Here is a 24,135-nt window from a genome sequence, read left to right as displayed (position 1 = left end):
CAATCACTACTAAAAACTAAAGAGACGCAAGAAATGCGTCTCTGGCATAGTAAAAATATATTCACCAATCATAATTTCAAAATTCACTGCCCTTACTGTTTAAGTAAATCTTTCCAGCTTTTAATTGTGGCATTAGTAACCAGCGGTTTGGCCCAGAAACCAATGCTTAATATATAACCCAGGGTTATCAATAAAAACAGCATTCCGAAGCGCAGCCCGAATATTTCACCCAGGCCACCGATAATCATCGGTACAACGGCTCCACCGGCAATACCTGTACATAAAATGCCCGATAACGTGCCATGATGATACGGCACCGAATTAAGCGCAAGAGATACCACAATTGACCACATAACCGAGGCAAAGAACCCGGCTGCCGGGAAGGCATACAGGGCAACTTCAAGCGGGCCGAATAAACCTGCAAGTAATGAGATAATGGCCCCAAGCGTAAAAAATATAAGAACCTTGCGGCTGTCTATAAATTTCAGAAGTACCAATCCCAGAAAGCAACCGATGGTAAGCAGACCCCAGAAGTAAGAAATAACTGACGCCCCAAGGGTTGTGGGGTCTACTTTATGGTAAATCTGCAAGAACTTGGATGTCCAGTTGGCAATTCCCTGCTCGGTGCCTACATAACTGAATATGCCCAGAAAAAACAGCCATACAAATTTATTATTCAGCAGTTCATTAAATGCCTTACCGGTGTCTATTCTCTCGTCGTCTTTCAGTTCTACTTCCGGAAATTTAACAAACCAGACAATCAAAACCATCAGAAGTGCAATGATTGAGAATGTCCAGTAAACAGATACCCACTTTAAATCGGGGCTTACAAGGCCATTAAGCGTTGATACAATCAAGTTAGGATTTGGGTTGGTGTGCACATTCTGCACATAATAGCTGTAAAGCATTGGGCTCAGGAACGACGCACCACCAAAAAACAACTGGCCCATAACGGAGTTGAAAGCAAAGTTCTCTTCGCCGCCCGAAACTCTCAGAAGCGGGTTAATTACCACTTGTAGCATAGCCATGCCCAGGCCAATGATAAACAAAGAAACAAGCGCTACTGAAAACGTGGGGGTTATGGCAAACAAAAGAGCACCCGCAAAGGCCAGAAAAAAAGCCAGCAGCAGAATGCGTTTTTCGCGATATTTTTCAACGAGGATTCCTGACGGAATAGAGGCTACGGCATAAGAAACAAAAAAAGCAAACGGCAAGAAACCCGACCAGCCGAGGCTGAGGCTGAAACTCGTGGCGATGTCTGGTATGATAGCTCCAAGAATATTACTCAGAAAAGAGATAACAAAGAATATAAATAGAATCAGAACTACAATAAATGTTTTACTTTTCATACGGGTGCCTTGTGTTTGTCAAATTGTGTTTTTTAAAGGTAAGCATTTGCCTTTGAAAACAAAAATCAAATGCTTTTACCTAAGAGCAGATAAGCTAACCAATGCCCGCTTTCTGCTATCTGTCTTTCAGCAAAACGTTGTCGTAGTTGTTCGGAATCAAAGCTGCTGCGCCAAGTAATGAGATGTTTTCATCTTGTGAAACAAATATTTTCAGGCGTTTGAGTGATTCCGGAAAAGAGAAGTCGACCAAAGCATTGTACATACCCATTTCAAAGAATGGATAAGCCTTTGACAGCGAGCCACCCAGCACAATAGCCTGGGGGTCGTAGGCATACATAATGGTTTTAATGGCCGTACCCAGATGCTTACCGAACTGGTGCCAGAGGTCTATGGCTATTTTATTGCCTGCCATGGCCGCATGGTTGGCCTCAAGGGCAGTTATGCCATGAATGGCCTCAAAGAAATTGTTACTGGTGTAATATTCCAGATTCTGGTCCAGATACGGCAGCAAGCCTATTTCTCCGGCACCGCAGTTATTACCCACATACAACTGGTTATTGATAATAATACCCGAACCCAGACCCGTACCTGTTGTAACGCCAACTACTGAGCTAAAACCCTGCGCCAACCCGAAGCGGCTTTCGCCGAGCGTAAAGCAGTTTACGTCGTTGTTAACAAACACCGGAACGTTAAATTCATCCTGAAGAATATCTTTTAAGTCTACCTTTTTCCATGACGGAATATTGGTTACGTCATAAACGATTCCTTTTTCTGTGTCTACTACAGAGGGCACTCCGATGCCGATACTGTTTACGGAATAAGCCATCAGCGGCTTAATCAGGTCAATTAATTGTTGTAGTGTGGAAGAAAGAGAATCTTTGTCTTGCAGCAAAATTGTTTCCTGCTTAATAACCGCGCCATTCATTTCGACACCGGCTTTAATTTTTGTTCCTCCCAAGTCAACCCCTATATTCATAGTCTTTAGATTTTAATTTCCATTGGTTTAATTTTCTGTGGTTTAATGTAAGTTTCTCCAATGGCTTATAGTTTTTTTATGGCGTGTGCTTGTAGAATCTACATACAGTTACAATACTTTATACCTTAAAAAAGATACCATTGTAAAACAGGGGAATTTTAATTTTTTGTTGCGAGGTTTGCCTGTAAAATAACCGGTCTTTCATGTAAAGTACATAAATACAGGCGGTTGGGGTTGGTTTGTTGCTCGGAATCTTTCTTTTGAATGTTAAGTATAAATTAAATCTGCCGTAATAACTGATTCAAATTTTATTATTTTTGAGAACTCTATTCAATTCAAGAAAAATTGTGCTATTGCCAATCTTTTGCTACTATTATGGCGAAAGTGTAAAGCAAGATGCCCGATGGTTATACCCTGTAAACAATGAAACGAAATCCTCACCTTTACAAAGGGCTTTTAGTGCCATTCCGCCTGCTTATGGTTCTGCCGGGCATAGTAGCTCTGATGCTTCAGGCAACTCCTGATGCCGTGCCTGATACCGACTGGACAGAGTACAACGGCGGGCCCGACAAAAATCATTTTTCTTCTCTTACCCAGATTAACACCGAAAACGTAAAAAAACTAAAAGTAACCTGGGCGTATGCCTCGGGCGGGGCAGACACCCTGAAGAATACCACCCAGATGCAGTGTAACCCGATTGTTATTAACGGGATATTGTATGGGGTTTCGGCGGGGTCGCAGGCTTTTGCAGTTGATGCCGCTACCGGAAGAGAAATCTGGAAGACACGCCTGAATGATGATACCTTTAACATGACCAGCCGTGGGGTAACTTATTGGTCAGACGGCAAAGAAGCCCGTATTTTCTTTGCCTATGGCGCTTTGATGTATGCTTTGAATGCCGCCGACGGCAAGCCTTTACCAACTTTTGGCAGCGGCGGGAAAATCAATCTGAAAGATGGGATTGAACGACCCGGCGCTGATGATTACGTGGTGGCCAACACACCGCCCTCAATTTATAAAAATGTGCTGATAGTGGGTACAAGGGTCTCTGAAAGTGCCACAGCTTTGCTTGGCGATGTAAGAGCTTATGATGTGGTATCAGGGCGATTAATCTGGACATTCAGAACCATACCCCGTCCGGGTGAATACGGATATCATACCTGGGAAAAAGAGAATTACAAAAACGTAGGAGGCGCCAATAGCTGGATGGGCATGGCTGTTGACGAGAAACGCGGGATAGTATATATACCCACGGGTTCGGCAGCTTTTGATTTTTACGGCGGAAACCGAAAAGGGGATAACCTGTTTGCCAATTGCCTGATAGCCCTGAACGCCAGTACCGGAAAGCGGCTATGGCATTTTCAGACGGTGCATCATGATATCTGGGACAGAGATATTCCGGCTCCGCCCAATTTGTTTACTATTACCCTGAATGGAAAAAAGACAGATGTGGTGTCGGTAGTTAGTAAGCAGGGTTTTACGTTTGTATTTGACCGCGTAACAGGTAAGCCTGTCTTTCCGATTGAAGAGAAGCCTTTTCCGGCCTCTGATATCCCGGGCGAGTTGGCCTCCAAAACACAACCCATACCTTTGTTACCCGAGCCTTTTACCAGGCAGCGGTTTACTGTTGATGATGTGAACAGCTTTGCATCAAACAAAGAAGAAATTATTGAAACCTTGAAAAAGTCTAAAACCGGCAGCCCCTTTATTCCTTTGGGCAGAGAGAGAACACTCTTTTTTCCGGGCAGTGACGGTGGGGCGCAATGGGGTGGGGCATCGGTAGACGAAAACAGTATTCTTTACGTGCCGGCCAAAGAAAATCCGGTATTCAGCTCATTGATAGACTCCCCTCATTCTGCAAGTGGTAAGGCCGCAGTGTCAGGAAAACAATTGTACCAGACCTATTGCGCTGCCTGCCACGGCACCGACCGCGAAGGGAATCATGACGGAACTATACCGGGTTTACTGGGGGTAACCACCAGGTACACGAATGAGGGTATTTTGCAGATTCTGGCCAAGGGCAGGGGAATGATGCCGGCCTTTACCCAGATAAAAGAGAACGACAAAAAAGCCATAATTGATTATCTGAGCGGTAAAAATTCCAGTTCTCAAAGTTCCGCAAAATCGGGGCTGTCAACCGTGGCCTATACCCATACAGGGTATAACCGCTGGTATGATACTAACGGATATCCGGTAAGTACACCTCCGTGGGGAACACTGACCGCCATAAACATGAACACGGGCAAACGCCAGTGGCAGGTGCCTTTGGGCGAATACCCCGAACTAACTGCTAAAGGCATACCACCTACCGGTACTGATAACTACGGCGGTGCAGCAGTAACTGCCGGAGGATTGCTGTTCATTGCAGCATCAAAAGATGAGCAGTTAAGGGCATTTGACCGCCACACAGGCAAAGTACTGTGGCAAACCAAACTACCTGCTGCCGGATACGCCTCGCCCAGTGTTTATGCAGTTAATGGCAAACAATACGTAGTAATAGCTTGTGGCGGCGGCAAACTGAAAAGTAAATCGGGCGATAAGTATGTGGCTTTTGCGCTGCCCTGATATTCTAAATGATTTTAGAAAAGAAATTATCTGCAACTCGCTGCCTGAAACGGTTCGCCGTAGAGGTCATCAGTTAACAAAACGAAGGTTTTTTTGCAAATCTTACCAGCTTATGTAGAGGTGGTTAAATGCAAGTTTGTTGATCAGTTTAATTAGTAGTTGTATTTATTCAATTGGTTGTTCTTCAATTAAACTTAAATCCAATGCGGTTATCTCTGTTTATTGCCCTGTTATGTATTTCAATCAGCACCCTGGCGCAGATTTCTGAAAACGCCATTGGCTTGCAGTTTAATCAATTACCGAAGCGTTGGGATGAGGGGCTGCCGCTAGGCAATGGCTTGATAGGAGAATTAATCTGGCAGAAAGGGAATAGGTTACGGTTGTCGCTCGACCATGCCGAATTGTGGGATTTACGACCCATGAAGGACCTGCATACACCCGGTTTTAATTACGCCTGGGTAAAAGAACAGGTGTTGAAAGATAACCTGAAGGCCATACAAAAAATTGGTGATGAACCCTACGAGAGCGAACCCGCCCCAAGCAAACTGCCTGGTGCAGCCCTTGAATTTGACATGACCGGCTGGGGAGATGTAAAGCGCGCTGTCCTGAACATTGAAAAAGCCGAAGCAGAAATTGAATGGGAAAGCGGCACAAGGCTTACCTCTTTTGTACATGCATCTAAACCCATAGGGTATTTCAGATTTGAGAACCTGAAAGGTTTCAGTATGCAGCTTCTGGCGCCTGAATATGAAGGCGAAATAGATAAAAATGCCGGTGGCTCAGTGGCAGGTGATGACCTGGCGCGGCTGGGCTATAAACAGGGAAAAGTATTGGCACACCGCCAGTCATTTGTATATGAGCAAGAAGGTTGGGGCGGGTTCAGTTATCAGGTATGTGTACAATGGCAGCAGGTTTCAGCAAGTGTGGTTGAAGGCCAGTGGGCCATTTCGGCGCATTATCCGCAAAAGCCCAAGGTAAAAGCAGTAAGGCTGTTGTCTGTTGCGCAACCCTATAAGGCATCGATTGCCAGCCATCAGGCCTGGTGGAAGAACTTCTGGGGCAGGTCGTCTATCAGCCTGCCTGACTCAGTTCTTGAAAAACAATGGTACCTTGAACAATACAAGCTCGGGAGCGTGGCGCGTGCCAACACGCCGCCTGTTTCTTTACAAGCGGTATGGACAGCCGACAATGGCCGTTTACCACCCTGGAAGGGTGATTTTCATCATGACCTCAACACCCAGCTAAGTTACTGGCCTGCCTATAGCGGCAACCACCTCGATGAAGCAATGGGGTATCTGAATCACCTTGACCAGAACAGAGCGCAATATAAAAAGTACACGCAATGGTTTTTTGGTACAGATGGCCTCAATGTGCCGGGTGTAACCACCCTAACCGGTGAAGAAATGGGCGGCTGGATTCAGTATTCTTTATCGCCTACGGTTTCTTCATGGCTGGCACAGCATTACTATCTGCAATGGCGGTACAGCATGGACAGGGCTTTTCTTGAAAAGCGGGCGTATCCGTGGTTTAAAGAAGTAGCGCGGCATCTGGAACAAATCACCTATAAAGATGCAGCCGGTAAAAGGCAATTACCACTAAGCACCAGCCCGGAGATTAATGAAAATACCAGAGGGTCCTGGTTCAGCGAAAATACCAATTATGACCTCGCCCTGATGAAATATGTTTTTGCCAAAGCAGCAGAGCTGGCCAAAGAATTGAAACTAACGGCCGAGGCCAGGCATTATGAACAGATTCACGCTGAGTTTTCTAATTATTATCTGAGCGAAAACAATGAATTGAAATTTGCCCGAAATTTGCCCTATAATCAGTCGCACAGGCATTTTTCTCATTTGATGGCCATTCATCCGTTGAGCGAAATCCGCTGGGAAAATGGAGCAAAAGAGCAGGCAATTATCAAAAACACCATACAACTACTTGAAAAAACAGGCCCCGGTTTGTGGTGTGGTTATTCTTACGCATGGCTGGGTAATCTTAAAACCAGAGCCAAAGACGGAGAAGGAGCCGCCAGAGCTTTAAAAGACTTTGCTACCGCTTTTTGTTCTGTCAATTCTTTTCATCTTAACGGCGACCAGACCAAGTCAGGTAAGTCTACTTTTACTTACAGGCCGTTTACCTTAGAAGGTAACTTTGCATTTGCAGCCGGTGTGCAGGAAATGCTGCTACATAGCTACGCAGGTTTTATTGAGGTTTTTCCGGCCATACCCAATGCCTGGCAGCAAGTAAGTTTTGAACAGCTAAGGGCTGAAGGGGCATTTCTGGTGAGTGCAAGTAAGGAATCCGGGCAGGTAGATGCCATTAAAATAGTAGCCGAAAAAGGTGGTAAAGCCCTATTAAAGTTACCTTTTAAAACCCATTATTTTCAGACCCGCAAGGGTGTGGCGGTTAAAACACTGCCAGGTAATATGTTGGAACTGACCTTTGAAAAAGGGGGAGAAATGGTGGTAAGAAATGGTTACGAATAAATACTGAAAGGGAGTTTCTGTAACAGAAACATCCCCCGATTTATAATAGATTAGTACAATATTTTTTTACTTATTTTATTTTTCTGTAAAGATACGCAGGCGCGTCAAAGGCCATGCCGTTATCAATCATCAGTTCTGTTGGGCAAAGTCTGATAGTTCCTCTTATGTAGTTATAGCTACCATCGGCAAAGGTTTCAAAATCTGGTTTAAGGTTTACCCAATATAGCTTATCTACTTGCCCTTGTGTAAAGTCGAAGGTCATGGTTTTGGCCAGTTTGCCATTTTCAAATATCTCAACCAGTTGTTTGCCGGTGCTTTTTTCTGATATCTTCAGTCGAATATCCGGTAGGTCTTCTGGCAGCGGAGTAAATTGAATGGTGCCTTTCAGTTGCCATTCGCCATAAATTCCTTTTTTCGCATCTGCAATGGTTAACGGCACATCGGCTGAGTTGCGGACGCAGTCAAAATCGAGAATTGATTCTGCCTTAACGCGGTTCAAAGCCGGTACCTCATCGGCCGAGGTCTTACATGAACTTAAGTAAAGCAGCGAAAGTATGCCAAAACCAAAGAGCGTTTTTTTCATATTTTGTATGATAAATTTTGTAAAGGAGTTAGAGAACCTTTATATTAATGATGCTTCAAATTGCAAAATGGTTGTAAGGTATTTAAGAAATTAATAAAATTTAACATTTCCTATAATTGATACCCAATCGTAAAAGATACATTACGGTTCTTATAGCTATGTATATCCGGGCCTGCCATATACTTATATTGCAGGTTTCTTAATCCTGATTCGTAATTTACTCCAACAGTCCAATCCCAGTATTCGATACCGAATCCGGTGCTTATGCCATGATCAAATCTATTGATGACTGAATACTCAAAAGTTTTACGGGTTTGCGTCTCCTCGGGTTTGTCAATTCCTATATATTGGCTTTTCAGTTTATCGTTTCCGCCAGCTCCGTAAGCAGCATAGTAGCCGCCATTAACAAACAAGCGCATGCCAGGTTTCAGGCTTAATTTATAAGCCAGCTTTATCGGCACTTGTACGTAGAGCTGGTCAATTGTGTTTTTATATTGGGTTGTGGGCGGGTTTGCAGACCCAATCCATATCTCTTCCCCTTTGTAAACCACACCTTTGGTGGTAAACATCAACTCAGACTGAACATAAATGCCTCCTTGAAGTTGGTATTCGCCGGTTATACCTGCCTGAAACCCGGCCTTTGGATTATTCTCACTATAAGCATAAGGTGTAAAAGTAGATGTTGAAAGGTTAAGCCCTGCTTTGACACCGTAACTGAGTTTTTTCTGCGCCCGGGCATCAAATGAGTAACTGAAACCTGCCAGTAAAAACAGGCTGATTAGTAAAAGAATTTTTTGCTTTTTCATAAATAATTGTGAAAGTGAGTTATGCAGAAAGTGAAGCCTGAAATTGCGTTCAGAAGGTATCAGGTAATTCATCAAAGTTAACGCAATTTTCAGGATTAAACCTATACATTGAATTATACCTTATGATTACGCCTTTTAACAGATGATTATTGCCTGTTGACCTAAAATTGTTTCATCCTGAAATCTGTAATCTTAATTTTGAGTAAACAAAAGAAGCTATTATGACCACTATTCAAGTATCTAATGTGTCGCATCAGTTTGCCAATCGCGAATATGTGCTGAACGATATCAGCCTGAGCGTAAAAGAGGGTAGTATCTATGGTTTTCTGGGGCCAAACGGAGCCGGAAAGACCACAACCCTCAGGCTCATTCTCGGGCTGTTGAAAAAACAGAAGGGAGAAATTGAAATTTTCGGAAAACCCTTTGAAGCCAACCGGCTGGATATACTGGCCAGGCTGGGTTCGCTCATTGAGAGTCCGTCTTTGTACGGGCATCTTAGTGCTACTGAAAACCTGAAGGTATGGCAGCGGGTGTATCAGTCGCCTGAAAGCCGTATTCCCGAAGTGCTGCAACTGGTAGGGCTGGGGCATACCGGCAGTAAGAAAGCCGGTCAGTTCTCGTTGGGTATGAAACAACGGCTGGGCATTGCCGTTGCCTTGTTGCACAGCCCGTCTTTATTGATTCTCGACGAACCCACCAATGGCCTGGACCCCAGCGGTATTGTTGAAATGCGTGAGCTTTTGCGCACACTGAACCAGAATGAAGGTATTACCATTATTATTTCAAGCCACTTGCTGGCAGAAATTGAAAAACTGGTAACAGATGTAGGTATTATTCATAAAGGCAAAATGCTGTTTGAAAGCTCACTGGCCGACCTCATGAAACGCCAGCAACAGGCATCCGTCATTTATTTTGATACCGACAATAACACGGGCGCTTTGCAATTGCTACAAGAGCGCAACATGGCCGCCCGTATTGTAAAAGACCGCCTTGAGGTAGATAACCTGGCAAAACCGGGTATTGCGCAAATCAACCGGGCATTGGTTGAACACAGCATAGAGGTTTATGGTATACAGACCTATGCCAATGACCTTGAAAGTATTTTTATGAACCTAACCAGTAACTGATAATGCAAATATTTATACATAGTTTTCAGAGCGAATGGCTCAAAAAGAAAGGTACGCTGGCGTTTTGGCTGGTATTTGTGGGGGCATTCTTTATTCCGCTCATTTTTACGTGCAGAGGGTTGTTTTATCCTGCAGATTTTCTGGCAGAGGCCAAAACGCCGGTTTTCTGGGATGTGCTGCAAATACGCAGCTGGCAGTTTATGGCCATATTTTTGCTGCCCATGGGTGTTATTCTTTCTACAAGCTTGATAACCCAGCTGGAGTTCAGAAACAATACCTGGAAACAACTACACACCACTCCGCAGAGCTACACAACCGTTTTCTTCAGCAAGTTTGCAGTTATAATTGTAATGCTCTTGCAGTTTTTTGTGCTCTTCAATATTGGTATTTATCTGTCGGCGCTTATTCCTTCTTTAGTTCGTGGCAATACCGATTTTTTCAAGCATGACTTCCCATGGCTTACCATGCTTAAGCACACCTCATTTTATTTTCTTGACTGCCTGCCTATTGTGGCCATTCAGTATCTTGTAAGTTTGCAGTTTAAAAATTTTCTGGTGCCTTTTAGTGTGGGTATAGGTCTATTGCTGACAGCCTTAATTGGTCTGCAATGGAAATACGGTTATACCATACCATATACTTACACGCAATATTACCTGTTTTCGGGCGGTAACCAGGGCAGCCCCAGGCCTCCACAGGTAAATTTTCATTACTGGGCAACAGGATATTTTATTGGGTTTACTTTGTTGGGATATTTACTGTATATTTCAAAAAAAGAAAAAGGCTGAGCCAATGAAAAAAATGGTGGTATTGGCTTTACACGCAGGCTATTGGATACTGTATCTTTTCCTGTTGTTTATCATTGTTTTGTGCTTGCAGGTGGGCGCAAAAATGAAAACCATAACACTTTTTACCAATTTCTCTTTTAAAGTTTTTATGGCATCTTTTACCATATTGCCTGCTATTTTGGGTTTTTATGTCTTTTATTACCTGTTGTTTAATAAATTTCTGATACGCCGGAATATCCTGCTTCTCTTTGTAACGGGTATTCTGGCGGCCATTGGTATCAGCTTTTTTAGTGCTGGGGTTATGTCTGTTTTGCACACTTATAAAATAGGACCCGGGGTTTTTAGCGAAAACTACGTGGCAATAGTTACGATACTAACCGTGATTACAATAATTGCGATACTCAACGGCGGAATGGGGCTGCTGACCAGAGGGTTTATCAGGTGGTATGCCGAACTGAAATGGAAAGAAGAACTGACACGCAAGCACTTTGAGATGGAGCTTGCCCTGATAAAGTCTCAGATAAGTCCGCATTTTTTGTTCAATACCCTTAATAATATAGACGTACTCATAACCAAAAATGCCGGGCAGGCCTCATTATACCTCAATAAGCTGTCGGGCATTATGCGCTTTATGCTTTACGAAACCAAGACCGAAAGGATTTTGCTGAGCAGAGAGCTGATTAACATTGGGCAGTATATAGACTTGCAGAGGATAAGAACTGCTAATCCGAATTATGTTAGTTTCAGCTTTGTGGGTAGGGCAGACCAGGTTGAAATATCGCCGATGATTCTGCTGCCTTTTATTGAAAATGCATTTAAACATGCCGACAATAAGAAAAATGAAAATGTAATCAGAATCAGAATTGAGGTAAATGAAAAGCAACTGATTTTTGATTGCGAAAACAGGTACTCAGCTTCCGGGCTGAAGCAGGAGTACGGGGGCTTGGGTAATGAGTTAATCAGTAAAAGGCTGGAATTGCTGTATCCCGGCAGGCATACCCTGGCAATTAATAAAACCACCGATATTTATTCTGTAAAATTGGAATTGAGTATACATGAAGATTAGCTGTATAATAGTTGAAGACGAGCCTCTGGCCGCAGAGCGGTTGCAAAATTATGTTCAGAAACTGCCATTTTTGCATTTGTCGGGTATGTTTGACAATGCCCTTGATGCACTGGTTTTTCTGAAATCGCAATCGGTTGACCTCTTGTTTCTGGATATTAATCTGGGCGATTTTTCGGGGATACGTCTACTGGAAACCGCTAATCTAAAAAGCCGCATAATTTTGACCACTGCCTACCATGAATACGCCATTAAGGGCTTCGATCTGAAAGTGTCTGACTACCTGTTGAAACCTTTTTCTTTTGAGCGCTTTGTGCAGGCCGTTGAACGTGTGCAGGAATATTTTACAAAGCAGGAGCTGCCTCAACCCATAAAGTTTATCTTTGTTAAAACTGAATACAGACTTGAAAAAATTATGTTCGATGAGCTATTGTTTATAGAAGGTAAAGGCGATTACAGGCAGATTCATACCAAAATCAGAAAGATTATGACCTTACAGACTTTTACTGATTTTGAACAGGACATACCGCCTACCATTGTCTGTCGCGTGCATAAGTCTTATATGGTTGCTATTGACAAAATAGATTCAATAGAAAAAGACCGAATCAGGATACAAAACACCCTTATTCCGATTTCGGATAGTTATCGTCAGGGTTTTTATGAGCTTATTCATCAGTCTATAAAGTAGGTTAATGTTAGTAAACTATGGGTTTCTAAAATGGCATTTTTCTTTATGGCTCAAAATGTCAGCTACTTGTCTGTTTCATTTCAATTCTTTGGCATAATTTTGCTGCTGAAATAAAGGTTTTATGGCTGCTACAAAAATTGTTTTTCTGATTATACCCAAAAGCTATCATAGTATTTTAAAGGAATCAATCACATACAAAAAATGACAAAAGCTGAAATTTACCCAATGCCCGAGTTTTTTGACAGATACATTCATCTGGCTGATGATGTGGAATTGAACGAAGCCCTGGAGACCAGCCGGGATGAACTCGATAATCTTCCCATAGACTTATGGAAAAGCATTGGCGACAAGGTATATGCGCCGGGCAAATGGACTATCAGAGATATTCTGCAACACATGATAGATACCGAAAGAATTTTTGCCTGCCGCGCCTTATGCTTTGCACGGGGGGAGACCGCCCGGATGCCGTCTTTTGACGAAGAAGAATATGCAAGAAATACGGTCGCCAATGAGCGTAGCCTTGATGACCTGCTAACCGAGTTTAAGTTGGTGAGAGAAACTTCTATTATGCTTTTCAAATCATTTACCGACGAGATGCTGCTCCGATCAGGGTTATCATTCAGAGGTACATACTCTGTGCTGGCCATTGGGTTTATTATGGTCGGGCACCAGCGCTGGCATCTGAATGTTATAAAAGAACGTTACGAAACCTTGTAGCCAGGAAGGTAGAATGGGGTCTTCAATGCGCTTACTCAATTTTCAGGTTGGTTTTAAAAACGGTTTCTACCAGATGTTTGATAACGACGGGGGCATTATGTTCATCCAGCATATCTAAATGGCCACCAGTCAGGCTAATGGTATGTATTTCACTAAAATAGGGTTTCCAGGGCGAGCCACTTGGGTCGTAGTAAGAGCCATTGCAGCCATAATACCATAAAGGCGCATCTATCGGGCTTGCCTCCAGTTGGTAATAATGATACCATAAAAGCGATGGAATAAAGATTTTGATATTCAGGCGCGCTTCAAGCCCATAAATCAGTTTTCTTGCCAGTGCTGAGCGAACATACACCATTCTTAAACCATACTGCATAAAATCGCCCCTTTCCAGAAAATCTTTTGTTCTTCTAAAGAAACTGTCTTTCGGGAAAACCGTATTCATTTTTGGTAAGCCTTCCACGACTCCCAGGTAAAGATGGTTTTGCAGTGGACGGGTGGAAATGATTTTATTCATTATCAAGCCCCCCGTACAAATACCCAGATATCCCACGTTAGGTTGGTTGTAGTCAGGCATCTGCTCAAATATTTTCTTAATGGCGTAGTCCCAGTTTCTGTCTCTGGCAGATAACAATGAAAAATCAGGATAACTTATGATATTGATGCTTACGTGTTCAGACAAATTATTCAGGAATACCCTCGTGCTTTCCGTTATTCCGATAACCGCCGGAAAAACATAAATACGATAAACAGATTTGTCTTTTATCTGAATATCCATCGCCTTTAAAATACCATAAATCTCGCCGGGTGTCATAGCTCCATGAATCCAGTCGGTGGGTAGGTTAGTATTTAAATCAGACTCTAACTGCACCAGAAAGTTAACGGCATTTACCGAATCACCACCTGCATTCTTCCACGAAACATCGTTATCGAACGATTTTTTGTCCAGAAATTTACACCAGGTTTGTTTAAGCGTTTGGTACAGAAAATCTTTATTGGTGCCGGAGGCATCCGTTTCACTAGCTTGTGTTGCATATTTTTCAGCCAATGCTTTTAGACCTTTGCTGTCGTTTTTAAAATTATGCAATGTGGGTAGATCATTAACCTGAATACACCTTTGAGGAATCATATATGCGGGTAATTGCTCTGCCAACCAGTCTTTCAGTGTCGGTTCGGCCAGCACTGTTTTGCTGATAAAAAAAGCAAACAGCGCGTTATGGTGGCTTTGGGTGTGTACTATCACACCGCAACGGTCAATGGAGGGGTGTTTCATTAATGCCCCTTCAATTTCGCTCAATTCAACTCGGTATCCGTTTATTTTAACCTGGTTATCCTTGCGACCAATAAATTCAAGCAATCCGTCCTGATTAATTCTTCCCAGGTCTCCGGTTCTGTAAGTTCTTATTTCCGGATGGGAGGGGTCTGTACTGAATGATATTCTGGTTTGTTCAGCATTTTTCCAGTATCCCAACGATATGTAAGGGCTGCTAACGGTTATTTCTCCGGGTTCTCCATCCGGCACGGGCGTATTGTCTTCACTAACCAAAAGCATTTTTCTGTCCTCAACAGGATACCCAAGTGGTATAAGTTCCTGACCGATAACCGTCTGATGATTAATAAACCACTGCCTGTAAATGGTAGCAATTTCGGTAGCGCCAATGCCTACGTAAAGCAGGCAGTCATCAGCAAAAAATGACTTGTACAATGCTACATCGGCATGATAAATACGGTCTCCTGCCAGATAAATCAGCCGAACCGAGAAAAGATCATCCTTTACCGGATTCAGTTTCAGAAAGGTTCTGAAAATATTGGGGATGGAGTGGTAAACAGTAATGCCTTCCTCTTGGATAAACCGGCTCAAATCATACAAGCCACCTTTTTTTAGATTTTTGATAATCAGGGTGGCACCGTTCAGTAAAGCACCGTAAATGTCTCTGATCGCTCCGTTTACACTTGGCGAATATAGCAGCGTCAGGCGGTCGTTTTCGTTCAGATGCACAGAGTTGGTATATTGCATTACATCATGCAGCATATTCCGCTGGTTCTGATACACCCCTTTGGGCACACCCGTAGAACCGGAAGTGTAAATAATATATGCAAGGTCTTCTGCATGGGCCGTGCATACAAACGTTTCTTCGGTTTTTGCTGTAAGCGCATCAATACAGATTGGATGGAATGCCCGATAAGAGTCTGCCAGTTCAGCTAAGGTAATGACAGATTGTACCCCTGATTGTTCTATAATCAGACGGTTGCGGGCTTCAGGCAGGTCTATATCCAGTGGTACATACCCACAACCCGCTGCCAGGGCGGCCAGCATGGCCACCGGAAAAAATACATCATTAGGCAAGGCTATGCCAATGGGCTCTTTTTGGGTGCTTTGGGCGTTGATAACCCCTGCAAGTGTGCAAACCAACGTGTAGGTTTCCTGATAGCTAAACTGCGCAGCATCTGATTGAAGCGCTATTTTTTCAGGATTCCTTCTCACAACTTCTTCAAAGATTCTGAAAACAGGTAAGTCTAGCCAGGTTTGTTCAAATTTCCTGAACTGTACATCAACCGGGCCCTGGAAATCTAAGCTCATAAACTTTTTATTGTTTTGGCAACGGCCATCCATTGCCGGATGCTATCATCGGCGAAATCAAGCGGCAATACGCAGCCGCAGGTAACTATATCGCCAGTACTTTTTTCATTAATGAGTTGCAGCATTTCGCTTTCTGTCTGGCATAGTGCCATTTCTGATGCAGGTAGCCCACATAGTAAGCGGTTTGCTAATGGTTGCTTCCATGTTTCATCAATGCGGGTCTGGGTACTGTATTCGTAATGAATGTAACAATTGGCGGGTGTATTGCTCAGTGAAAAGTAGACATCTTCGCCATGAATATGAAAAAAACTGAACTGAAGGTCTTTACAGGCATTGAGGCATTGGGTATCATAAAGCTCACCGAATAGTTTATAGATTTCTGGCGGCAAAGCGCCATTGCGCATGTGCTGGGTAACAAAATAAATTCCTTTAGAACCCGCAGCAATCAGCTCATTAATTACATAGAGCGTGTTTTGGGTAATTCTTTCCAGACCTGCCTGTACCACATCCGGGTTTGTTGCTACATGCTGCAGAAGGACTGGCAGCCCGGCCATTTGTACGGCCTGTGAAACCGGACAGAAAACCGTAGAAACAATTGGTGTGCCAATGGTGGTTTTTTTGTAAACCAGGCGGCAGGCACCTGCTATTTCTTGTAGCAACTGGGGTTTTGTTTGGGTGAAATCAGGAAGCCGGAGCCAGTCCTGAGGGTTGTTAATTATGGTTTTGGTAATAATGCGCCTGCCCAGGTAGTCGCCATTCCAGATGTCTTCTACACCGTGGCATACGGCCTGCCAGCTACCAGCCGGGGTGATTTTTATAAAATCACAATTAAATTTTTGTTGAAACTCAAGCGTGCTTTGCGCCAGCGTTTCGGCCTTCTGGTCGGCAACCGGATGATGCTTCCAAAACGAAACAAGACTTTGCATAATAGTTGGCTCGGAATAGGTTAAAGAGGCCTCAATAGTTTATAAAAGTGGCTAATTGCAAAAGTAGAAATAATACGGATTATTAAAAACTGAAAAGTAAAGCGGTAAAACTGAATAAAAGCAGGCCTTTGGTCGATTAAAAAAATAATATCTTAAGCTTTTACTTTATTTTTTTGTAATGCAATAATTTTGCCTGATTGTGTATCGAATAAAAAATTAACCTCCACCGTTTGCTTTTGTGAAAAAAGTAGGGTGGCTCCTGTTTATGTTAGTTGCTTAAGATTGGGCAGGTACGCTCTTAACGTTTCTAGTGTCTCATTGAATTTGCGGTCGCTCCAGTCAGTTTTCTGTATCAGTTTAAGCGCTTCTTCTCTTGTGCCTGATACAAATTTGGTTTTGCTGAAATGAAATCCCTGGATATAGTATTTCTTTGCGCCGGTTTCAAGTAACCTTTGCGCAAATGTTGTTGCGTTTTCAACGGGAAGCAGAGGCGATAACGAAATGCAGGTATTGATGCCTGCCTCTTGCACCTCTCTGATAGCTTTTAAACGAGCATTGATTGACGAACACACCGGCTCAAAGGTTTTACGAACCTCTTCGCTGTCGGTTGTGATGCTCATATTTACCTGAATTGCCTCAAACTGCTTAAAAAGGTCTATATCGCGCGTTACCAGGGGGCTGCGGGTTTGCACCACCAACCGCACTTGATGATACTTTACAAGCTCCTGCACCAGGCTTCGGGTAAGCTCCAGTTCTCTTTCAAGCGGTTGATAGGGGTCTGTGGCGCTGCTCATGTAAATTGATTTGTTTATCATGGGTGCTTTTCTGTGTTTCATTAGTAGCTGCAACGCATTTTCTTTTACTCTTACCCAATATCCCCAATTATTTTGTTCTTCTTCCGACCGCGTAAAGAATGCGGCATAGCAGTAACTACAGGCAAATGAGCAACCCGAGTAAGGGTTAAGGGTGTAATCAAAGCTCTTTAAAGCGCCTTTGCCGTCGGTAAGTATTGACGATGCCTGCTGATAAGCAATGTGCGCATGGCCCAGTTTGCTGCGCTTTTCTTTTGTATCTGCGGGTTCAAACAATTCAAACTGAATGGGTTTCATGTTTTTTTTAAAAAAGACCTGTTTATGCCTTTACTTTGTTGCTACACAAAATGTATAGGCAATATTACACAAAATGAATAGAAATTGAGTGGCCACCAGCAAATTTTTTTATTTTGCCAATTGAATGAACAATAAACGGCCTACATTGGCAACTACCAAGCAGTAAAGGCAAAAAAAACAACCCGAACCATAGGCCCGGGTTGTTGCATCAATTAATTCAGTATTAGTTAAATAACGGAAATGGGTCTTTGAATATGCCACCCTTTTCCATCTGCTGTATTTCTTCTTCAGTGCAAAGGCAAAATTCCAGCTCGGCCTCAATCAGGCCTCTGTTCAAATCCTGACCAATAAAAACCAGTTCGTTTTGTCTGTCGCCGAAACGCTTATCCCAGCGGCTTTCAATTACAGACTGGTTATTTACAAAAGATGCGTAGCGTATCCGCTGTTTAAAGGGCATACTTGCCCACCAACCCCCCGCACTTTCGGCACGGAGCGAGCCACCGGCCTGGCTCCAGTTAAGAGCTTCGTCGGGGCGTGATGCAATCCAGAATAAACCCTTCGAACGGATAATACCCGCGTGCCAGTTGTCTGAGAGGTAGTTCCAGAATCGTTCAGGGTGGAATGGGCGCTTATCTCTGAAAACAAAACTGCTGATACCGTACTCTTCTGTTTCAGGTACGTGCTCCTTACCATTTTTCCGGTTTTCAAGCTCCTGAATCCATCCGGCAGATGCCTCCGCTTTGTCATAATCAAACAATCCTGTATTGATGATTTCGCCTGGATTGACTTTGCTGAAAGCCGATTGAATGATTTTCGCCCCCGGATTGAGCGAATGTATAACTGCTTTCAGCTCGCCCAACTGATAAGGCGTAATGAGGTCTGTCTTGTTCAGAATAATTACATCCGCAAATTCTATCTGGTCTGTCAGCAGGTTTACAATAGTTCGGTGGTCAGGTTCATTTTCATGCAGATTCCTGGTGGTTACTGTATCGGCCGACCCGAAATCTTTACCAAAATTGAAGGCATCAACTACTGTTACCATGCAATCAATATACGCCCAGTCAGACAAATTAATGCCGTTCTGTTCATCAACAAAACTGAAGGTCTGCGCTACCGGAACCGGCTCTGAAATACCCGTCGATTCTATGAGCAGGTAATCAAAACGTTTTTCTTTGGCCAGTTTTTCAACTTCTATCATTAAATCTTCACGCAGGGTGCAACAAATACATCCGTTCGACATCTCCACCAGTCTTTCTTCAGTTCGCGACAACGTATTTTCTTTTTCAACCAGTTGTGCATCAATGTTTACTTCGCTCATGTCGTTCACAATAACGGCTACCTTAAGCCCCTCTTTATTGTGCAATATATGGTTAAGCAGGGTAGTTTTACCTGCTCCTAAAAAGCCAGATAAAACAGTAACGGGTAATTTCTTCATCGTAAATCTGTTTTTGCAATATTGTTGCAAATGTAAATAATCTATCTTTCAAATGCAACTATGTTGCATTTGAAAGATAGATTATTTTAACTCAATTCATTTTAAGATATGCTGCTAAAACGGGCTGGCGTTATAAAAAATCAAGGATAGTGTACTTTGCCTGTTCAAATGCCATGAGGTTTAACAGAGTGCATTTAATGGTATGTTAAATATTTAAAATGAGGTTTTTACTTTAAAAAAGCAGCAGGTTTATGGAGAATTTAAAGATTAACACGGGCATTGAGCTACTAAAGATAAAATTTCTAATGCCAAATTTGATTTAGCTATTCGTTTGTAAGTATTTCTAAAATTTTATATAATTGCAATTAATCATGTTCTTAATCGGGGTATTTAGTGAATTAATAAGCTAAGCTGATATTCTAAAAAAATAGCATAATATTTATTATATGGTGCAATTTTTGCTTTGATCCTTAAAATATCATGTGACTTCATATAATTAACTTATTGTTAAAGTCTAAAATCCGCTCAGATGTATTGAAAGTATTTTGAGTTTCTGATTTCAATTTATTTGACAATGATTGATAAAAGTTTTCTGGAAAAAAGAAGGGTTGAAGCCGTACATCAATTGCTAGAAATTGAGTTTGACAAACGAAAAGATTATCAGGAAATAGTTGATTTGGTTGCTGAATTATGTGAGGTTCCCGTTTCTATGATATCCTTATTGGATGAGAAGTCTAACTGGCTAAAGGTTAGGTCTGGTTATAACGCTGAAGTAATGCCCCGTGAAACTGCATTCTGTAATTTGGTTGTTGATTCAAGCCAGATGCAGATTGTACAAGACACCACCAATGATAGCCGTTTAAATAATAATCCTTTGGTTTATTCTGAACCATTTGTGAGATTCTACGCAGGCGCACCGCTTATATTAAGTAATAATCTGGTGGTGGGTTCTCTCTGTTTGTACGACCTGAAGCCCAACTCTTTAAATGCAACCCAGCAAAAGACTTTGGCTTTACTGGCCAAACAGATAACGAACCTGATGGAGCTTGAATTGAGCAATAAGATTCTAAATTATAAGATTGCTGAAATTGAGCAAAGGAATAAATCAATGCTTAAAATTGCCCAGATTCAGTCGCACGAGGTAAGACATCCACTTACTACCATTATGGGTTTGGTGAATCTGATTAAAGAGGGTTACCAGACAGTTGATAAGGAATGGATAGAAATGATTCAGGAAGCAACGAGCATTCTGGATAAAAAAATTTCGGCAATTGTAAATGAAACCATTCCTGAAAAAGACCTGAGAATGGTAAGGTTTAATAAAATGGTAGAAGAGATTGAAGACTATGCCATAATTTTGCTCGACAGAGATGGAAAGATAGAAAACTGGAACACCGGGGCTGCAAAAATAAAGGGCTATAAAGCCATTGATATTATCGGAAGGCATTTCTCAACGTTTTACACCCCCGAAGACCGGCAGGCGGATCGTCCACAGTTTTTATTAAACCAGGCCATAGATAAAGGGTTTGTGAAAGATGAAGGCTGGCGCGTACGCAAAGATGGGTCACGGTTTTGGGGAAGCGTGGTTATTACAGCTATACATGATGATAAACATGAAGTAATTGGGTTTACTAAGGTAACAAGAGACCTGACTGATATGAAAACAACTGTTGCTGACAATTGAAATTAAGTGACACAACCAAAGAAAGATATAGATAAACTGCTTAATTTTTTTTGACTTTTTAAAGTAAACGGAAGATAAAACAGCGTGATTATTTCAGTTTGAAATAGTAAGTTGAAAACTTTATTAAGTTATAGCCATGATGAACAATTTAGAAAAAAATGAACAAAAACGATGTGTTTTGTTGGTTGATGATGACAAGATTATCAACTTTATGCATCAAAAGTTAATAAAAAACTGTGAACTGCCATACCCGGTTGAGGTGGTAATGTCTGGCCAGGAGGCACTCGACTACCTGACGGGCAAAGGCGCATTTGAAGGCATTGAAAACAGAATGTTGCCCGGGTTGGTTTTGCTTGATATCAATATGCCTGTTATGGATGGGTGGGCCTTTCTGGAAAATTACTGTACAATTGATGAAAAGTTGAGAAAGGGTGTTTTTATTGTTATGCTTACGTCGTCAATAGACCCTGCCGACAAGCGGCGGGCAGAACAAAACAAAGACGTCAGACTGTATGTGAATAAACCGCTCACCAAGGGCAATCTGCTAAAAATAATTGAAAGCTACAGCCAGTATCTTTCAAACCAAATATCCGTATAAAGTTATAAACGCTTCTTCTATAGTTTTACTATTAATAGGATCTGACGTTTTTCAGTACCCTTAAATCAGGTTTGTGGTATCTTTCGTTGATTTTTTTGCTCTTGTGTTTTTTCAAATAAAGAATAAACTAGCTTTGTTCTTTATTCATTAGGGTGTTTATTGCTCTGGCGCTTTAATTTAAGACAATCATGGTTACCATTGACAATTACTTAGACAGCCATTACATACACCGTAGCAACTGGTTAAGAGCTGCGGTTTTGGGTGCTAATGATGGTATTATATCTATTTCGAGCCTTGCTATTGGCGTTTCAGCCGCAAGTATAACCAGAGAACCCATCGTATTGGCTACTGTTGCCGGGTTAGTTGCCGGTGCATTGTCTATGGCAGCAGGCGAGTATGTATCGGTTAGTTCTCAGACAGATACAGAAAAAGCCGATATAGAAAGAGAGAAGCAGGAACTGGCCGAAATGCCAGAAGAGGAATTGAAAATTCTGGCTCAGATTTATGAAAGACGAGGCCTGAAAAAAGAAACAGCCATGCAGGTTGCCATTGAACTAACCGAAAAAGATGCTTTAGGTACACACATGAGAGACGAGTTAGGCATTAACGAAATCAGTCAGGCTAACCCTATACAGGCTGCACTGGCTTCTGGCGCTTCTTTTTGTGTTGGTGGCTTATTACCATTGCTGGTTATACTATTTGCGCCTGTAAAAGGCATGGAATACTGGCTATACGGATTTACTATTGTTTTTCTGGTTTTGCTTGGGGCAACCGCCGCAAAAACAGGCGGGTCTGGTATTGCCAAAGCTATTTTGCGCATTACGGTGTGGGGTACCATTGCTATGGTACTCTCTGCTTTTGTTGGATATCTTTTTGGCGTTAACGTGTAACACTTAAACATTTGTATAATGAACGGAGCACACTGGCATTTAGTATTCAATCATTTACCAATAGTTTTCCCTATTGTTGGTGTAACAGTATTGATAACGGGCATTATTTCTAAATCTGAGGCTGTTAAACGTACAGGTCTGATGATTTTTGTTCTGGGCGCATTTGCTGCCATGGCGGCAATGGCAACCGGGGAAGGCGCAGAAGAAGTGGCAGAGAAAATTAGCGGGGTGACAGAAAATGACATTAAAAATCATGAGGAAATAGCAGAATCCTTTGCCCTGCTTGCCTATGTTTTGGGTGGTGTTTCGGCTTTGGGTCTATGGGCTAGCTTTAAGGGTAAAAGCTTTGCTTCAATGGTGTCAAACGGCGCTTTGGTGCTGGCATTTATAGTATTATACTTTGGCAGACAAACCGGAACAACAGGCGGAGAAATACGTCATTCTGAAATAAGAAAAGGTTACCTTCCACCTGCTGGCGATAAATAACAGAAAAGTAAACAAGCCGGGCAGGTAAAATGATAAAAACTGAAAAGGAAGGCCTACTTCAATTGTTGAAAATCGCTTCGCCATTTATTGTGCTTACAACGGCGTATGCAATTTTGGTGCTTGTTATTGAAGAGTATTTTAGAGACCATATTTACAAAGTTTCGGGGCAAATCGGTTCTGTATTCTGATTGGCCGTGGCGTTTTTCCTGGGATTCAGAATGAATTCTGCCTATGACAGGTGGTGGGAAGCGAGGAAGATTTTTGGTGAGTTGACCAACAACACCCGAGGTTTTGTTACAAAAATATACGTTTATTTTGGGAATCCTGAGAATCTGCGCGAAAACGCCGGGCATGGACATACGCTTCAGGCAGCGAAATTGATTGACATGGCGGTTTTATATATCCGGCAGTTAAAGAATGAAATGCATCATAACTTCAAGTCAGTCTTTAGCGCTGAATCGAAACAAATACTGGATGAGTTGAAGGTTGACACAGGAAATAAAATTTCAAATGAAATACTGGTTGCACTGGCAGTAAGTATTGAAGCCGGTTTCTCTGAAAAAGCAAACGTAGAAAAAGGTGATTTAATGCAGCACATTAACCGGTTTTATAAGATTCAGGGGAAAGCTGAGAGAATCAGGAATACGCCATTCTTAATGATATACAGTGCTTTTACAAGGATTATTGTCAGTTTTTATGTGGTACTGATTCCGGTATTTATAGGTGACATTGACCTGGGTGGAGAAAACAGTGGATTTGAGTTGCTGGCTATTCCGATTATGGTTATTATCAGTTCAGCTTTTCTGACTATCAATAAACTGGCCAACTTGTTTGGAGAACCCTTCTCTGAAAATAAAACGTCTGTAACAATTAACGAAATCTGCCAAACAATTGAACAAAATTGCAACGAGATAAGAAATAAAATAAAGCCATGATTACCCCGGTTTAATAAGAATATCTTTCCAAATTTTGTGCAAATAAAAAAAGCACCTACAAGAATTAACTCGTAAGTGCTTGATTATCAGTGCTCCCGAAGCTGGGCTCGAACCAGCGACCCTCTGATTAACAGTCAGATGCTCTAACCGACTGAGCTATTCGGGAATCTTTGCCGCAATTCCTTTTTCTGAAATCGTGGTGCAAAATTAGGCGTTTCAGGTATATGTGTCAAATAAAATCTGAAAAATATTTTAAATTATTACTGAACAATAGGTTTTTTATAGACTGAAACTTCTTATGGTCAATGTTTTAGGGTGTTGATAAGTTTTGCCGCCTTTTTGTGTTTTCTAC

Annotated in this window: 20 protein-coding genes and 1 tRNA gene; 12 read left to right on the top strand and 9 right to left on the bottom strand. The window is 42.2% G+C overall.

Going from position 1 to position 24,135, the window contains the following annotated elements; all coding sequences use genetic code 11:
* Nucleotides 1-92: 92 nt before the first annotated feature.
* Nucleotides 93-1,349 (bottom strand): MFS transporter, encoded by a 1,257-nt coding sequence (locus C0V77_RS07800; protein WP_101725778.1) that lies wholly within the window; start codon nucleotides 1,347-1,349, stop codon nucleotides 93-95.
* Between the two features lie 115 nt (nucleotides 1,350-1,464).
* Entirely contained in the window at nucleotides 1,465-2,325 is an 861-nt protein-coding gene (locus tag C0V77_RS07795) for an ROK family protein (RefSeq protein WP_101725777.1), read from the bottom strand.
* 477 nt (nucleotides 2,326-2,802) lie between these two features.
* On the opposite strand from C0V77_RS07795, the gene C0V77_RS07790 reads away from it, so the two are divergent.
* Both C0V77_RS07790 and C0V77_RS07785 read left to right on the top strand, forming a co-directional pair.
* Nucleotides 2,803-4,890, top strand: a complete 2,088-nt coding sequence (locus tag C0V77_RS07790) for a PQQ-binding-like beta-propeller repeat protein (protein ID WP_101725776.1) — start codon at nucleotides 2,803-2,805, stop codon at nucleotides 4,888-4,890.
* Between the two features lie 203 nt (nucleotides 4,891-5,093).
* Nucleotides 5,094-7,373: a glycosyl hydrolase family 95 catalytic domain-containing protein gene (locus tag C0V77_RS07785; protein ID WP_101725775.1), complete on the top strand. Its 2,280-nt coding sequence runs from the start codon at nucleotides 5,094-5,096 to the stop codon at nucleotides 7,371-7,373.
* Between the two features lie 70 nt (nucleotides 7,374-7,443).
* Here the strand turns inward: C0V77_RS07785 and C0V77_RS07780 are convergent, their stop codons facing one another.
* On the bottom strand, nucleotides 7,444-7,956 hold the full coding sequence (locus tag C0V77_RS07780) for a hypothetical protein (protein WP_101725774.1): 513 nt from the start codon (nucleotides 7,954-7,956) through the stop codon (nucleotides 7,444-7,446).
* A gap of 110 nt (nucleotides 7,957-8,066) precedes the next feature.
* Nucleotides 8,067-8,762 (bottom strand): porin family protein, encoded by a 696-nt coding sequence (locus tag C0V77_RS07775; protein ID WP_158237908.1) that lies wholly within the window; start codon nucleotides 8,760-8,762, stop codon nucleotides 8,067-8,069.
* A 221-nt stretch (nucleotides 8,763-8,983) separates the two neighbouring features.
* Here C0V77_RS07775 and C0V77_RS07770 point away from each other — a divergent pair, with 221 nt between their 5' ends.
* The 5 genes from C0V77_RS07770 to C0V77_RS07750 all read left to right on the top strand — a co-directional run bounded on the left by C0V77_RS07770 (nucleotide 8,984) and on the right by C0V77_RS07750 (nucleotide 13,142).
* Entirely contained in the window at nucleotides 8,984-9,889 is a 906-nt protein-coding gene (locus C0V77_RS07770) for an ABC transporter ATP-binding protein (RefSeq protein WP_101725772.1), read from the top strand.
* Between the two features lie 2 nt (nucleotides 9,890-9,891).
* Entirely contained in the window at nucleotides 9,892-10,674 is a 783-nt protein-coding gene (locus C0V77_RS07765; RefSeq protein WP_101725771.1) for an ABC transporter permease, read from the top strand.
* A gap of 4 nt (nucleotides 10,675-10,678) precedes the next feature.
* Nucleotides 10,679-11,740, top strand: coding sequence for a sensor histidine kinase (locus C0V77_RS07760; protein WP_101725770.1), 1,062 nt, complete (start codon nucleotides 10,679-10,681; stop codon nucleotides 11,738-11,740).
* Nucleotides 11,730-12,425: a LytTR family DNA-binding domain-containing protein gene (locus tag C0V77_RS07755; RefSeq protein ID WP_101725769.1), complete on the top strand. Its 696-nt coding sequence runs from the start codon at nucleotides 11,730-11,732 to the stop codon at nucleotides 12,423-12,425. The genes C0V77_RS07760 and C0V77_RS07755 overlap by 11 nt, the downstream gene beginning before the upstream one ends.
* Before the next feature lie 201 nt (nucleotides 12,426-12,626).
* Nucleotides 12,627-13,142 carry a DinB family protein gene (locus tag C0V77_RS07750; protein ID WP_101725768.1) on the top strand — a complete coding sequence of 172 codons (516 nt, stop codon included), beginning with the start codon at nucleotides 12,627-12,629 and terminating at the stop codon, nucleotides 13,140-13,142.
* 31 nt (nucleotides 13,143-13,173) lie between these two features.
* Here C0V77_RS07750 and C0V77_RS07745 read toward each other — a convergent pair whose 3' ends face one another.
* The 4 genes from C0V77_RS07745 to C0V77_RS07730 all read right to left on the bottom strand — a co-directional run bounded on the left by C0V77_RS07745 (nucleotide 13,174) and on the right by C0V77_RS07730 (nucleotide 19,190).
* Nucleotides 13,174-15,720: a non-ribosomal peptide synthetase gene (locus tag C0V77_RS07745; RefSeq protein WP_158237907.1), complete on the bottom strand. Its 2,547-nt coding sequence runs from the start codon at nucleotides 15,718-15,720 to the stop codon at nucleotides 13,174-13,176.
* Entirely contained in the window at nucleotides 15,717-16,646 is a 930-nt protein-coding gene (locus C0V77_RS07740) for a uroporphyrinogen decarboxylase family protein (RefSeq protein WP_101725766.1), read from the bottom strand. Before C0V77_RS07740 ends, C0V77_RS07745 begins: the two co-directional genes overlap by 4 nt.
* A 263-nt stretch (nucleotides 16,647-16,909) precedes the next feature.
* Nucleotides 16,910-17,755 (bottom strand): radical SAM protein, encoded by an 846-nt coding sequence (locus C0V77_RS07735; RefSeq protein ID WP_101725765.1) that lies wholly within the window; start codon nucleotides 17,753-17,755, stop codon nucleotides 16,910-16,912.
* Nucleotides 17,756-17,978: 223 nt separating this feature from the next.
* Nucleotides 17,979-19,190, bottom strand: coding sequence for a GTP-binding protein (locus C0V77_RS07730; protein WP_101725764.1), 1,212 nt, complete (start codon nucleotides 19,188-19,190; stop codon nucleotides 17,979-17,981).
* 574 nt (nucleotides 19,191-19,764) lie between these two features.
* Here C0V77_RS07730 and C0V77_RS07725 point away from each other — a divergent pair.
* The 5 genes from C0V77_RS07725 to C0V77_RS07705 all read left to right on the top strand — a co-directional run bounded on the left by C0V77_RS07725 (nucleotide 19,765) and on the right by C0V77_RS07705 (nucleotide 23,783).
* A complete protein-coding gene (locus tag C0V77_RS07725; protein WP_101725763.1) occupies nucleotides 19,765-20,874 on the top strand; it encodes a PAS domain S-box protein in 1,110 nt (369 codons plus the stop codon).
* Nucleotides 20,875-21,010: 136 nt separating this feature from the next.
* A complete protein-coding gene (locus C0V77_RS07720) occupies nucleotides 21,011-21,472 on the top strand; it encodes a response regulator (RefSeq protein WP_101725762.1) in 462 nt (153 codons plus the stop codon).
* A 188-nt stretch (nucleotides 21,473-21,660) separates the two neighbouring features.
* Entirely contained in the window at nucleotides 21,661-22,362 is a 702-nt protein-coding gene (locus tag C0V77_RS07715) for a VIT family protein (RefSeq protein WP_101725761.1), read from the top strand.
* 18 nt (nucleotides 22,363-22,380) lie between these two features.
* Entirely contained in the window at nucleotides 22,381-22,848 is a 468-nt protein-coding gene (locus C0V77_RS07710; protein ID WP_101725760.1) for a hypothetical protein, read from the top strand.
* A 194-nt stretch (nucleotides 22,849-23,042) separates the two neighbouring features.
* Nucleotides 23,043-23,783 carry a bestrophin family protein gene (locus tag C0V77_RS07705; protein WP_255408959.1) on the top strand — a complete coding sequence of 247 codons (741 nt, stop codon included), beginning with the start codon at nucleotides 23,043-23,045 and terminating at the stop codon, nucleotides 23,781-23,783.
* A gap of 92 nt (nucleotides 23,784-23,875) precedes the next feature.
* Here C0V77_RS07705 and C0V77_RS07700 read toward each other — a convergent pair.
* Nucleotides 23,876-23,949 (bottom strand) — tRNA-Asn (locus C0V77_RS07700).
* Nucleotides 23,950-24,135: the final 186 nt, after the last annotated feature.

The organism is Emticicia sp. TH156, assembly GCF_002855535.1.
In the GTDB taxonomy this organism is placed as follows: domain Bacteria; phylum Bacteroidota; class Bacteroidia; order Cytophagales; family Spirosomataceae; genus Emticicia; species Emticicia fluvialis.
This window is presented reverse-complemented; position numbering and strand designations above follow the sequence as displayed.

Bases quoted from the DNA above. Each gene is read 5' to 3' on its own strand.
- C0V77_RS07765 (WP_101725771.1), top strand. From the start codon at position 9,892: ATGCAAATATTTATACATAGTTTTCAGAGCGAATGGCTCAAAAAGAAA.
- C0V77_RS07770 (WP_101725772.1), top strand. From the start codon at position 8,984: ATGACCACTATTCAAGTATCTAATGTGTCGCATCAGTTTGCCAATCGC.
- C0V77_RS07735 (WP_101725765.1), bottom strand. From the start codon at position 17,755: ATGAAACCCATTCAGTTTGAATTGTTTGAACCCGCAGATACAAAAGAA.
- C0V77_RS07785 (WP_101725775.1), top strand. From the start codon at position 5,094: ATGCGGTTATCTCTGTTTATTGCCCTGTTATGTATTTCAATCAGCACC.
- C0V77_RS07720 (WP_101725762.1), top strand. From the start codon at position 21,011: ATGATGAACAATTTAGAAAAAAATGAACAAAAACGATGTGTTTTGTTG.
- C0V77_RS07740 (WP_101725766.1), bottom strand. From the start codon at position 16,646: ATGCAAAGTCTTGTTTCGTTTTGGAAGCATCATCCGGTTGCCGACCAG.
- C0V77_RS07795 (WP_101725777.1), bottom strand. From the start codon at position 2,325: ATGAATATAGGGGTTGACTTGGGAGGAACAAAAATTAAAGCCGGTGTC.
- C0V77_RS07745 (WP_158237907.1), bottom strand. From the start codon at position 15,720: ATGAGCTTAGATTTCCAGGGCCCGGTTGATGTACAGTTCAGGAAATTT.
- C0V77_RS07730 (WP_101725764.1), bottom strand. From the start codon at position 19,190: ATGAAGAAATTACCCGTTACTGTTTTATCTGGCTTTTTAGGAGCAGGT.
- C0V77_RS07750 (WP_101725768.1), top strand. From the start codon at position 12,627: ATGACAAAAGCTGAAATTTACCCAATGCCCGAGTTTTTTGACAGATAC.
- C0V77_RS07775 (WP_158237908.1), bottom strand. From the start codon at position 8,762: ATGAAAAAGCAAAAAATTCTTTTACTAATCAGCCTGTTTTTACTGGCA.
- C0V77_RS07725 (WP_101725763.1), top strand. From the start codon at position 19,765: ATGATTGATAAAAGTTTTCTGGAAAAAAGAAGGGTTGAAGCCGTACAT.
- C0V77_RS07710 (WP_101725760.1), top strand. From the start codon at position 22,381: ATGAACGGAGCACACTGGCATTTAGTATTCAATCATTTACCAATAGTT.
- C0V77_RS07715 (WP_101725761.1), top strand. From the start codon at position 21,661: ATGGTTACCATTGACAATTACTTAGACAGCCATTACATACACCGTAGC.
- C0V77_RS07755 (WP_101725769.1), top strand. From the start codon at position 11,730: ATGAAGATTAGCTGTATAATAGTTGAAGACGAGCCTCTGGCCGCAGAG.
- C0V77_RS07790 (WP_101725776.1), top strand. From the start codon at position 2,803: ATGGTTCTGCCGGGCATAGTAGCTCTGATGCTTCAGGCAACTCCTGAT.
- C0V77_RS07800 (WP_101725778.1), bottom strand. From the start codon at position 1,349: ATGAAAAGTAAAACATTTATTGTAGTTCTGATTCTATTTATATTCTTT.
- C0V77_RS07760 (WP_101725770.1), top strand. From the start codon at position 10,679: ATGAAAAAAATGGTGGTATTGGCTTTACACGCAGGCTATTGGATACTG.
- C0V77_RS07780 (WP_101725774.1), bottom strand. From the start codon at position 7,956: ATGAAAAAAACGCTCTTTGGTTTTGGCATACTTTCGCTGCTTTACTTA.